The 11,891-nt window shown below is 67.4% G+C and carries 11 protein-coding genes and 1 pseudogene; 6 read left to right on the top strand and 6 right to left on the bottom strand.

The window, feature by feature from the left end:
- The 3 genes and pseudogenes from M529_RS0125110 to M529_RS44295 form a co-directional block, all read right to left on the bottom strand.
- Positions 1 to 297: pseudogene (locus tag M529_RS0125110) on the bottom strand (DNA-processing protein DprA); the annotation flags it as partial.
- The gene (gene plsY / locus M529_RS44290; protein WP_031295542.1) at positions 294 to 905 is read right to left on the bottom strand and encodes a glycerol-3-phosphate 1-O-acyltransferase PlsY; all 612 of its coding nucleotides are present in this window, start codon (positions 903 to 905) and stop codon (positions 294 to 296) included. The pseudogene M529_RS0125110 and the gene plsY, both read right to left, overlap by 4 nt.
- A 108-nt stretch (positions 906 to 1,013) precedes the next feature.
- Entirely contained in the window at positions 1,014 to 2,108 is a 1,095-nt protein-coding gene (locus M529_RS44295; protein WP_021319661.1) for an acyltransferase family protein, read from the bottom strand.
- Positions 2,109 to 2,241: 133 nt separating this feature from the next.
- Here M529_RS44295 and murI point away from each other — a divergent pair, with 133 nt between their 5' ends.
- Both murI and hemA read left to right on the top strand, forming a co-directional pair.
- On the top strand, positions 2,242 to 3,045 hold the full coding sequence (gene murI, locus M529_RS44300) for a glutamate racemase (RefSeq protein WP_021319662.1): 804 nt from the start codon (positions 2,242 to 2,244) through the stop codon (positions 3,043 to 3,045).
- A 166-nt stretch (positions 3,046 to 3,211) separates the two neighbouring features.
- The gene (gene hemA, locus M529_RS44305) at positions 3,212 to 4,438 is read left to right on the top strand and encodes a 5-aminolevulinate synthase (protein WP_021319663.1); all 1,227 of its coding nucleotides are present in this window, start codon (positions 3,212 to 3,214) and stop codon (positions 4,436 to 4,438) included.
- Positions 4,439 to 4,447: 9 nt separating this feature from the next.
- On the opposite strand, the gene M529_RS44310 is transcribed toward hemA, so the two are convergent.
- The 3 genes from M529_RS44310 to M529_RS44320 all read right to left on the bottom strand — a co-directional run bounded on the left by M529_RS44310 (position 4,448) and on the right by M529_RS44320 (position 7,420).
- Positions 4,448 to 5,368 carry a glucokinase gene (locus tag M529_RS44310; RefSeq protein WP_084491314.1) on the bottom strand — a complete coding sequence of 307 codons (921 nt, stop codon included), beginning with the start codon at positions 5,366 to 5,368 and terminating at the stop codon, positions 4,448 to 4,450.
- Between the two features lie 148 nt (positions 5,369 to 5,516).
- Positions 5,517 to 6,164 (bottom strand): class I SAM-dependent methyltransferase, encoded by a 648-nt coding sequence (locus M529_RS44315; RefSeq protein ID WP_031295544.1) that lies wholly within the window; start codon positions 6,162 to 6,164, stop codon positions 5,517 to 5,519.
- A gap of 41 nt (positions 6,165 to 6,205) precedes the next feature.
- A complete protein-coding gene (locus M529_RS44320) occupies positions 6,206 to 7,420 on the bottom strand; it encodes a DUF3419 family protein (RefSeq protein WP_021319666.1) in 1,215 nt (404 codons plus the stop codon).
- A gap of 139 nt (positions 7,421 to 7,559) precedes the next feature.
- On the opposite strand from M529_RS44320, the gene M529_RS44325 reads away from it, so the two are divergent.
- From M529_RS44325 to M529_RS44340, 4 genes are read left to right on the top strand one after another with little or no spacing between them, the layout of a single operon-like run.
- On the top strand, positions 7,560 to 8,558 hold the full coding sequence (locus M529_RS44325) for a ligase-associated DNA damage response exonuclease (RefSeq protein ID WP_031295545.1): 999 nt from the start codon (positions 7,560 to 7,562) through the stop codon (positions 8,556 to 8,558).
- Entirely contained in the window at positions 8,555 to 10,153 is a 1,599-nt protein-coding gene (locus tag M529_RS44330; protein ID WP_021319668.1) for a cisplatin damage response ATP-dependent DNA ligase, read from the top strand. Before M529_RS44325 ends, M529_RS44330 begins: the two co-directional genes overlap by 4 nt.
- A 29-nt stretch (positions 10,154 to 10,182) precedes the next feature.
- Positions 10,183 to 10,533, top strand: coding sequence for a GFA family protein (locus M529_RS44335; protein WP_021319669.1), 351 nt, complete (start codon positions 10,183 to 10,185; stop codon positions 10,531 to 10,533).
- 52 nt (positions 10,534 to 10,585) lie between these two features.
- Positions 10,586 to 11,884 carry an alpha/beta fold hydrolase gene (locus M529_RS44340; protein ID WP_021319670.1) on the top strand — a complete coding sequence of 433 codons (1,299 nt, stop codon included), beginning with the start codon at positions 10,586 to 10,588 and terminating at the stop codon, positions 11,882 to 11,884.
- Positions 11,885 to 11,891 lie beyond the last annotated feature (7 nt).

Consider the following 11,891-nt stretch of genomic DNA (forward strand, 5'->3'; position numbering starts at 1 on the left):
CCCCCGCACGATCAGCGCGGGCGGCGCGCCCTCCATCTGGTCGAGCAGGAAGGGATAGTCCGGGTCGCCCATCAGCAGGTAGCGCCCGCCGAGCTTCCGGCTCGCCGCGATCTCCCTTTCGACCGTGGCTGCGTCGGCGACGCTCGCCTTGCCGCCGCCCCGCGCGGCGAGGTCGGGCAGCGCGCGCAGCGCCTCCCCCGCCGTGCCGAAGCGCGCCAGCAGCTGGCGATAACTGACAGGACCGATGCGCGGGGAACGGATCAGCCGCAACCGATCGAACCGCTCCCGCTCGCTCATTCGGCGGCGGCGTCCCTGGACTTGCCGACCTTGGGTTCCTGGCCCTTCGCCAGCCGGGCGATGTTGGCCCGGTGCCGCCACAGCACGATCAGCGCCAGCGCCAGCGTCACGGGCACGAGGTCGATCCGGCCAAAGGCCGCCATGGCGACCGGCGCGCTCACCGCTGCGGACATGCCGCCGACCGACGACCATTTCGTCCCGAACAGCGCGCCCAGCCATACGACCGCGAACACGATTCCGGCGGGCCAGTAGAGCGCCGTCACCACGCCCATCATCGTCGCCACGCCCTTGCCCCCGGCAAAGCGCAGCCAGACCGGATAGCAATGGCCGATAAAGGCCATCGCCCCCGCCATCGGCCCGCCGCCGTCAACCAGCGCGGCGCCGATCAGCACCGCCGCCGCGCCCTTCAGCAGGTCCAGCAGCAAGGTCGCGGCCGCCAGCCCCTTGCGCCCGGTGCGCAGCACGTTGGTCGCGCCGATATTGCCCGATCCGATCTGCCGCAGGTCGCCCGCGCCCGTGACCCGGGTCAGGATCAGGCCGAAGGGAATGGAGCCGAGCAGATAGCCCAGCAGCAGGAGGGACGCAGGAAGGAGCCAGGGAGGAATCATGATCAAACCGCCAAAGCGATTTCGAGGCAGGCGGGAACCGCCTGCCGGTTAAGAAATCGCGACAAACCAATGACCCTGATCGGTCGATCGATGAATCGGCTCGATCGATCAGGATTGCGGCGCGATCATAGCGGGAACGGCGCGGCGGGCAATGCCGAAGACGCGCGCCGAGAGCCATGAACGCAGCGGTCGCTCCACATGCCGCTCGACCGCCAGCGCGAACAGGAACAGGCCTCCGACGAAGGCCAGGCCCAGCATCGGCGAAGCGTGGACGTCCCACGCCCCCAGCGCCTTGGCCACGAACGCGGCGAAGGGAACCTGGAAAATATAGACGGGATAGGATGATCGCCCGAGGAGGATCGCGATCCGGCTTTCCCCTATGCCTGTCCGGCATCCCGCGCCGAGCAGGACTAGCAGTGGGCAGACCAGCATAGCCACCGTGAGGTCATAAACCGTCCGCGCGCCGCCCGAAACGTCCACAGCCAGCACGGCCAGCGTAAAAGCGCAGAGCAAGGGAAAGGACGGGCGCCATCGGACCGGCCCGACATGCGCGATCGCTATGCCCGCGCAAAAGGCGAACAGCGCCCGCGCCATCCCACCCGGCATCTGTCCCGCGCTGACGCCCAGGTTCAGCTGGCCGTAGTGCAAACCGGCGAACAGCATCGGCACGGCCGCGGCCGCCATCGTCCACCTCGTCCGGCGCGGATCTACGAAGGCTGCGCTGAAAGCGGCGAAACCCAGGCTCGCCCCGATTTCCAGCAGGATCGACCAGGCGACGAAGTTGAGTGGAAACAGGTCGTCCGACAGGCTCCATTCCAGCGGCAGGGGAAACAGCAGCAGGTTGGCGACGAACGACACAAGCCCATGGCCCTGAAGGTTGCTTTCTTCCCCCAGCAGCAGGACGTAGGCGAGGGCGCTGAGGCCGGAAACGAGATAGAGCGGATAGAGGCGCACGGTCCGCCGCAGCAGGAACGCGCCGATCCCCATGCCCTTCCGCAACCGGTCGGCATAGGCATGGAACAGCACGAAGCCGCTGATGCAGAAGAAGAGATCGACTGCGAGATAGGCGCTGGACATCACCGTCCCGCCGACGAAGGCCGGAACATGATAGATCGCCACCGCCAGCGCCGCGATGCCGCGCAGGCCATCGAGCGCCACGAACTGGTGGCGCCTCCCGCCGTCCCTGCCGATCGTCGAATGCATCCGTTCTCACCCCGCCCCTCCACCTAGCCCAGGCAGGGTTAATTTCCGGTAGTGCCCTATGCCACCGGTCCAGGCCGGCTGCCATGGCCCCGGCTTGACAGGTCCGTTATCGACCGCGACATGAATGCCGATAATGACGGTCGCTTCGGACGCTCCCATCCTCTTCTTCGATTCCGGTGTCGGCGGGCTCTCGATCCTCGCGCCGGCCCGCATCGCCCTGCCGACTGCGCCGATCGTCTATGCCGCCGACAGCGCCGGCTTCCCCTATGGCACCAAGAGCGAGGCGGAGATCGCCGCCCGCGTTCCTGCCCTGCTCGGCCGGCTGGTGGAGCGCTATCGCCCTCGCCTTGCCGTCATCGCCTGCAACACCGCCTCGACCATCGCCCTCCAGCATGTCCGCGCGGCGCTCGACATTCCGGTCGCCGGCACCGTGCCCGCGATCAAACCCGCCGCGCTCCAGTCGAAGAGCCGGGTCTTCGGCGTGCTCGGCACCGACGCCACGGTGCGCCAGCCCTATGTCGATCGTCTGGCGGCGGAACATGGCGCGGACTGCACCGTGCTGCGCCACGGCTCGGCCGCGCTGGTGCAACTGGCCGAGGCGAAACTGCGCGGCGAGCCGCTCGACCCCGCCGTGGCGCGCGACGCGCTTTCGGGCCTGCTCAATCAGCCGGGCGGCGACCGGATGGACACGGTGGTCCTCGCCTGCACCCATTTCCCGCTGGTGGAGGCGGAGCTGGCAGCCGCCGCGCCCCGTCCGCTGGCCTTTCTCCATGGTGGCGAAGGGATCGCCCGGCGCATCGCCTGGCTGACCCAGGGCCAGGACTGGCCCGCCTCGCCAGCACCCGGAACCGCCGTCTTCACTCGGCTGGACCAGGGGATCGAACTCTTGCGTCCCGCCCTCGCCGGCTACGGACTCGCCCGGATCGAAGCGCTCTGAAAGGGTGGGCCATTTGTCCAATGGCGCGCTGCGTCGATCACCCCGATAGGTATTTCTCCTGAAGGTTGCGAACGGTTATCGCTGGTAATGCTCTCCTCGCGCCTGTAAATGCCCGCTTGAGAGAGAGGGTGGCGCGCAGGGCGCGGCAAACGGAACGGAAGCGCGAGTGAACTACAAGCATATCTTCGCCCAGGCGATCGACCGGCTCCACAGCGAGGGCCGCTACCGGGTCTTCATCGACATCCTGCGCAACAAGGGCGCCTATCCCAACGCCCGCTGCTTCCACGGCCATAACGGCCCCAAGCCGATCACCGTCTGGTGCTCCAACGACTATCTCGCCATGGGACAGCATCCCAAGGTGATCGCCGCGATGGAGGAAGCCCTCCATGACGTCGGCGCCGGTTCGGGCGGCACCCGCAACATCGGCGGCAACACCCATTATCATGTCGACCTGGAGGCAGAGCTCGCCGACCTGCACGGCAAGGAAGCGGCGCTGCTCTTCACCTCGGGCTATGTCTCGAACGAGGCGACGCTCTCCACTCTCGCCAAGCTGCTGCCGGGCTGCATCGTCTTCTCCGACGAACTGAACCACGCCTCGATGATCGCGGGCATCCGCAATTCGGGTTGCGAGAAGCGCGTCTTCCGCCACAACGACGTCGATCACCTGCGCGAACTGCTCGCGGCCGAGGATCCCGACACGCCCAAGCTGATCGCGTTCGAAAGCGTCTATTCGATGGACGGCGACGTCGCGCCGATCGCCGCGCTGTGCGACCTGGCCGACGAGTTCAATGCCCTCACCTATCTGGACGAGGTCCACGCCGTCGGCATGTACGGCCCGCGCGGCGGCGGCATTTCGGAGCGGGACGAGGTGGCGGACCGCGTCACCATCATCGAAGGCACGCTGGGCAAGGCGTTCGGCGTCATGGGCGGCTATATCGCGGCCGACCAGATGATCGTCGACGTAATCCGCAGCTATGCCCCCGGCTTCATCTTCACCACCTCGCTCTCGCCCGTGCTGGTCGCCGGCGTGCTGGCGAGCGTGCGCCACCTCAAGGGGTCGAGCGAGGAGCGCGAGGGCCAGCAGGCGTCGGCCGCCCTGCTCAAGCAGCTCATGCGTGACGCCGGCCTGCCAGTGATGGACTCGGTCACGCATATCGTGCCGCTGATGGTCGGCGATCCGGTCAAGGCCAAGCGGATCAGCGATATCCTGCTTGCCGAATATGGCGCCTATGTGCAGCCGATCAACTATCCCACCGTTCCCCGCGGAACGGAGCGGCTGCGCTTCACCCCGGGTCCGGCGCATACGCCGGAGATGATGCAGGATCTGGTGAACGCGCTGGTGGAAATCTGGGATCGGCTGGAACTGGAGCTGATGGAACGCGCTGCGGCCTGACGCTTCGGCTCAGCCGCTGCGGGTACGGTTATAGTAAATGGAAAGCCCGCTCAGCGATCCGTTGCGCGTCTGGAACAGCTGGCTCGGCGTCTGTTGCAACAGCAGCCGCAACTTGCCCTTCCCTTCGAAGGCGGCGCGGAACACCGGCTCCAGGTGCCGGCTGGCGATCCGTTCGAACGCCCATCCGCACAGATAGATTCCATCCCAGGCGGTGAAGGTCAGCGTCACCGCCGCGCTGTACCGCCCCAGCAGGGTGGCGAACATCTCCTCCAACTCGCTTCCTGCCAGCGGCCGGTGCAGCGAATGGCCGTCCATCAGGTCGAACAGGATGTGCTCATAGGATAGGTCGCCATGGCGGGCGATGCACGCCTTTGCCATCGCCCAGTCGTCCTCGCTCTGGACGGCGAAGGGGGTATGCCCCGCTTCGCTTTCGATGATTTTCAGAAAGCCGTCACGCCGGTCCACGCAGGCCGCGCCCAGCCCGCCACGCCAGGCCGAGATGATCGCGTGCCGCCCCTTCTCGGACCGCGCTTGGTCGAGCGCCGAGCCGAAGGGCACGGCCTTGGGGCAGTCCGCCGTCGCCCATGCTGTTGCGGCCACATCGTTCAGCACGATCGGCTCGCCACCCGTCACGGCGCGCAGGCCCGACATGGAAATGAACCAACGCCCGTTGGTGGTCCGCACCGTCGTGCCGTTCACCGCGCCAGCGATGGACATGAACAGCCGACTGTCCCGCAGGCTCAGCCCGTGCATGGCCGCATAGCGCATCAGCGCGTCCGTAAATGTCGGACAATCCCCGGCGCCGAAGCGTTCGATCCCATGCACTTGCCCGGGCGTGATTGAAGGCAGGGCGAACTCCACCCCATCGGATCCGACGCAGGCCAGTATCGCCGGATTTCCCTGCCCTATGGACACTATCGCCGGCCGCACTGGCCACCCTCCCCCTGTTGCCGGCTATATGGCCGGGTAAGGGATGTGTAGCGATATCACCAGCCAAGGCAAATTGTTACAGCATAATGTATGGGAAATGCCGGTCGGATCATGATCTCGATTCAGGTCAGTTGGAAAGCGCCTGGCTTCAGGTCGCGGCGATCCGAGGGGTATCGGAAAGGATCAGCGTGCTCCGCACCGTATAGCCCCGATAGAGCGAGCGGTTCTCGCATCGGCCACCCCAATCGCGGGCGACGGCCTCCACGGCCGCGTTCATGTTCCGCCGCGGCGATACATGGAATTGCCCAAGCCATCCGAACAGCGCTCGCTTCCAGATTGCCGGCAACCCTTCCTGCTGCCCGAAATCGACGACCTCCAGCCGCCCGCCCGGCGAGACGCAGCGCGCAGCCTGGCGCAGCGCCGCCTCCCATGCGGGGATCATCGACAGCGCATAGCTGATGAACACCCGGTCGAAGGTCGAGTGGCCGAACAATGCCTGCGGATCGAAGTCGCAGGCGTCGCCCTGCGCCAGCACGACACGCCCGGTCATGCCGGCCTTCGCGACGGAGGCCCGCGCCGTTTCCAGCATCGCTTCCGAAATGTCGACGCCATACAGCCTCGCCCCTGGCCAGGCGTTGCCGGCGGCGATCAGGTTGCGCCCGGTGCCGCAGCCGATCTCCAGCACCGTCCCGCCGGGCGGTGGGGCGAGGTCGGCGATCAGCCCGTCGCGGCCGAGCAGATAATATTTGCGGGTCAGGTCATAGATATGGCGCTGATAGCGATAGACGCCGTCCATCAACCCGCCATGGCCCCCCGCCGCTGCCCCGGCCGTCACGCTCAATCCTTCAGCACATAGAGGTGGACGCCGCCATAGATGGCCGATCGGTCGCGCGCGGTATAATCCTTCGACGCCTCGGCCTGATAGGCCCAGCGGCCCAGCACCTCGTCCTTCACGCGACCCGGCAGGATGCTGGGCTCGCCCGCGGTGCGGAACAGCACCCGGGCGCCCGGCTTGGCCGTCCGCGTGATCTGCCCCCACAACGCGTTGAGCTGGTCGTCGTCCATCCAGTCCTGGGCGTCGAGCAGGATGTAGCGGTCGGCCGACTGCGCCGGCTGCGACGCCAGGAAATCGGTGAAGTTGACGTGGCGCACGTCCACCCGGTCCACCCGGTCGACCACCGCCTTGTGGTTGCCTGCCTGCAGATAGGGCGGCAGCGGCCCTTCCCCGCCGGCATAGCCGCGACCGAAGGCCTGCACCGCGAAATAATTGTCCTTGAGGTCGAAGTCGCAGGCCAGCTTCTCCAGCCGCGCCTTCAGCACGCCGTTCATCCGCTCGTCGCCGGCCAGCGCCTCGAACTGCGCGGGCGGGATGCCCAGGCCGAACAGCGAGGCGGGCTGGCTGGTAAGCCACCGGGTGAAGGGGCTGTCGAACACCGGCGCGAGTTCCGCCTCGAAGATCGCGCGCTGCTCCTCGCGCGACTGCGCGTCCAGCATCCGCTTCGGGTTCACCCCGTGCAGCCGCGCCAGCAGGTGCGCCGCGCCGATGAAACTGCCGAGCAGCCCATGCTTGTAGATACCGCGCGCGAAGCCGCCGATGCGGCGGCGGCCGATCAGGTCGCGCCCTTCCCAGTAGCGCCGCGTCGCCTCGTCCAGATGCGGCGCGACGAAGCTGCGATAGGCCGCGACGTTCAGCTTGCTGTCCGCCTGCGCGAAGAAGCGATGGAAGCGCGCATGGTCGGGCAGGGTCTTGGCCGCCGTCAGCTTCAGCCTGTTGAGCGCGATATGCGCGGTGTTGAGGTCGACCGCGGTGATCTTCGCCGGGTCGGCGGTCAGGTAGGACAGCACGTTGCAACCGCCCGAAGCGATGGTGACCACATGGGAGTCAGGCGTGATCGCCAGCGCTTCCATGTCGACTTCGGGATCTTCCCAGATCTGGGCATAGACCAGGCCCCGGAAGGCGAAGGTGAAAGCGCGCTCCAGCAGGCCCTGCCGGGAAAGATGCCGGTGCCGGTGCACCGCCTGCGCCACGCCCTTATGTGCCGAAGAAGCCATGTTCTACCCTTTGGTCCGCTCGATGGATCGCGTGGCCATAGGGCAATGGCGTGTCGCGGGCATGACGGACGCGTTACGATCCGGTGACGATGCGACCGGACTTGCGGAACCGCGGGCGCCGGTCCCATCTTATGCCTGCATGTCCGCCCAGCACTGGATCGAGCCGCATCCGACCGGCATCTACGTCCGCCCCGCCGACGCCTGGATCGATCCATCCACGCCCCGCGATCGGGCGCTGGTGACGCACGGCCATGCCGATCACGCGCGCGGGGGCCACGGCCATGTCTGGGCGACGCGCGAGACGCTGGCGATCATGGCGCTGCGCTACGGCACGGCGTCGGGCACGGCGGTCGATTATGGCGAGGAAATGCGGATCGGCGGGGTGACGATCCGTTACGTGCCCGCCGGCCATGTGCTCGGCTCGGCGCAGATCGTACTCGATCATGCGGGCGAGCGCGTGGTCGTGACCGGCGACTACAAGCGCCGGCCCGACCCCACCTGCACCCCGTTCGAGCCGGTGCCCTGCGACATCTTCGTGACGGAGGCGACCTTCGGCCTGCCCGTCTTCCGCCATCCCGATACCGGCAGCGAAGTCGACCGGCTGCTCGGCGCGCTCCACGCCCATCCCGACCGCTGCGTGCTGGTCGGCGCCTATGCGCTCGGCAAGGCGCAGCGCGTCATCACCGAATTGCGGGCGCGGGGCCATCGCGATCCGATCTATATCCACGGCGCGCTGGAGCGCATGTGCGCGCTTTACCAGGACTTCGGCGTAGAGTTGGGCGAACTGCGCGCGGCGACCGGCGTGCCGGCGAAGGAGATGCGCGGCCATATCGTGATCGCGCCGCCTTCCGCACTCAACGACCGCTGGAGCCGCCGCCTGCCCGATCCCATCACCGCCATGGCCTCGGGCTGGATGCGCGTGCGCCAGCGCGCCCGACAGAAGAATGTCGAGCTGCCGCTGGTCATCTCCGACCATGCCGACTGGGACGAACTGACGGATACCATCGCGGAACTGGCCCCGACGGAGACCTGGATCACCCACGGGCGGGAGGAAGCGCTGCTCCACTGGTGCATGACCCGCCAGATGCGCGCCCGCGCGCTGGCGCTGGTCGGGCGGGAAGACGAGGACGAGGGATGAGGGCCTTCTCCCAGCTCCTCGACGGCCTCGTCTACACCCGCTCGCGCAACGGCAAGCTGGACCTGATCGCCGACTATATGCGCCGCGCGCCCGATCCCGACCGGGGCTGGGCCTTGGCGGCGCTCACCGGCAATCTGGACCTCAAGGCGGTGAAGGCCTCCGCCATCGGCGAGATGATCCGCGACCGCACCGACCCCGTGCTGTTCGAGATGAGCCGGGACTATGTGGGCGACCTCGCCGAAACCGTCGCCCTGCTCTGGCCCAAGGCGGAGGACCAGCCGCCGGAGATCGACGACGGCTCGCTCACCCTGTCCGCCATCGTCGACCGCCTCCAGGGCGTGAGCCGCGCCGGCGCGCCCGCCGCGCTCGCGCAGATGATGCATCATCTCGACGCCTCGGGCCGCTTCGCCCTGCTGAAGCTCGCGACCGGCGGCCTGCGCGTCGGCATCTCCGCCCGCCTTGCCAAGACCGGCTTTGCCCAGGCCTTCGGCCTCGACGTCGACGATGTGGAGCAGGTCTGGCACGCCCTCTCCCCGCCCTATGCCGCGCTGTTCGACTGGGCGGAGGGGCGCTGCGAGCGGCCCGACCCCGCAGGCACCCCGCATTTCCGTCCCTTCATGCTGGCCCATCCGCTGGAGGCGGACAGCGTCGACCTGTCCGACTATGCCGCCGAATGGAAATGGGACGGCATCCGTGTCCAGATCGTCGGCACCGGCCAGGAAACGCGCCTCTATAGCCGCGCGGGCGACGACATCACCGGCAGCTTCCCCGACATAGCCGGGGCTTTTTCCGGCCATGCCGTGCTGGACGGCGAACTGCTGGTGAAGGGAGAGTTCCAGGGAGCCAAAGAGCATGGCGGCGCTGCAGCGAGCTTCAACGCCCTGCAACAGCGCCTCGGCCGCAAGGCCGTCAGCGCGAAGATGATGGTCGACTATCCCGCCTTCGTCCGCCTCTACGACCTGCTGCTGGAGGGCGACGAGGACGTGCGCGCCCTCCCCTGGACGCAGCGCCGCGCCCGACTCGAAGCCTTCCTGCCCACGCTCGATCCCACCCGCTTCGATCTCTCCGCTCTGATCGACGCGCCCGATTTCGACACGCTGGCCGACATCCGCGCCGGTGCCCGCGACGCCGCGATCGAGGGCGTGATGCTCAAGCGCCGCGACAGCCCCTATGTCGCCGGGCGCAAGGCGGCGCTCTGGTACAAGTGGAAGCGCGATCCGCTGACCGCCGACTGCGTGATGATGTACGCCCAGCGCGGCCACGGGAAGCGCTCGTCCTTCTATTCCGACTACACCTTCGGCTGCTGGACCGAGGACGGCGAGTTGCTGCCGGTGGGCAAGGCCTATAGCGGCTTCACCGACGAGGAGCTGAAATGGCTCGACCGTTTCGTGCGGACCAGCACCGTCAACCGCTTCGGCCCGGTGCGGGAGGTGGAAAAGACGCTGGTGCTGGAAGTAGCGTTCGATTCGATCCACGACAGCAAACGGCACAAGTCCGGGCTCGCCATGCGCTTCCCCCGCATCGCCCGCATCCGCCGGGACAAGCCCCCGCACGAGGCCGACCGCATTGAGACCTTGCGCCGGATGATTGCTTGAGGCAGATTGGAACAAAAGGAGATCATGCCATGACCTATCAGGGAAGCTGTCATTGCGGCGCCGTCACCTTCACCGTCGACACCGATCCTCCTGCCGAGGCGATGACCTGCAACTGCTCCCATTGCGCGCGCAAGGGCCTGACGCTGACCTTCGTGCCCGCCGCGCAGTTCACGCTGGAAAGCGGGCAGGATCATCTGCGTTCCTATGAATTCCACAAGCACAGGATCGATCATCAGTTCTGCGCGACCTGCGGCACCCAGCCCTTCGCCGCCAGCACCATGCCCGACGGAACCGAGATGCGCGCCGTCAACCTGCGCTGCGTACCCACGGTGGACATCGACGCGCTGACGATCACGAAGGTGGACGGCGCCAGCTTCTGATCGTCGCTGTCAATCTCTTGAAGCCGCAGGCCCCCTGCTCTAGGGCCCGGACATGCATGGCACGGGAACGGCAGGCGAATTGGATGTCGATGCGTTCCAGTCCTATGGCTGCTACGACCTGCTGACTCATGCCGGCGGTCGCCCCGAACTGCTGATCGCCGTCACGTCCATGGGCGTCCGGGGGGTACGGCCCGATTTCGAATGGGTCGGGACCACGCTGCTGAACGCGGCCGGGCGGCATGTCATGTTCCTGCGCGACAACGGCCAGTCATGGTTCAACGACGACAATGGCTGGGAAGAGCTGATCGCGGCAATCGGTGCCTATCGGATTGCCCATGGCATCGAACGGATGTTCGCCTTCGGCCTCAGCCTGGGCGCTTTCGGCGCAGCCCTGCTCGCCACGCGGCTGCCGCTGACCGGCGTGCTGCTGCTGGCGCCGCAGGCGAGCATCGGCCGGGAAGAAGCCGGATTCGACAACCGCTTCGCTGCGATGTGGGAAAGCATCGCCAGCCGCAATCGGCCGGACCTGTCCGGACTGCGCCACAGCGCGACCCGCATCATATGCTGTTTCTCCGTGGACGATGTGTTCGACCTCGCCCATGCCGAACTGCTGCGGAACTATGCCCCTCATGCCGAACTGCTGCCGATCCGCGGCGACCATAATCTCGGCAACGAGCTTCAATGGCGCCACCAGCACGATGCGATGCTGCACTATCTGATGGATGACGGCGCGCGGCCGGATCTTCGCCTGTTCCAGGGCGACCTGGACTTCGCCTTCAGCGTGGCGCCTCGTGTGCTGGCGGAAGATCGCTCCGGTTTTCAGGAGCATGTCGCCCATATGGTGCGCACTGACCGCGCCCATCATATTCCCGGCGCCCTGTTCCCGGAACTCAACCGCGCGCTGCGGCCGCCGCGCGGTTCGCTGCGCGCCGGCTTGCACAAGCTGCTCGGCTGGCGGGCCTATCCCGCCCAGCGCGGCATGTCCTTCCTCCTTGCAGCGCTGGAACCCTATCTGCATGACGGCTGGTCGGCCATCGACGACGGCGGCTTCTGGGCGGAAAGCCCACGGGCGCGCCTGCGCCTGCGCATGATCGATCCCGATCGGAAGTCTCCCTTCCGCCTCGCGATCGGCGGCAGGCTGAGGGCCGCTGGAGAAGAAGGCCGCATGCTGCGCGTCCGGCAGGGCAGGCGCCTGCTTGGCGAGGTGCAGGCGGCGGCAGGCGAGCCTTCCGGCGTCGGGTTGGTGGTCGAGGCGCGCGGACCGCTGATCGACCTGCGGTTCGAGACGGACCTCGACGCGTCCGGCGCCCCGCTGTTCTGGATCAACGAGCTGCGGGTCCTCTGCGATTGAGGCGCAT

Source organism: Sphingobium ummariense RL-3, from assembly GCF_000447205.1.
In the GTDB taxonomy this organism is placed as follows: Bacteria; Pseudomonadota; Alphaproteobacteria; order Sphingomonadales; family Sphingomonadaceae; genus Sphingobium; species Sphingobium ummariense.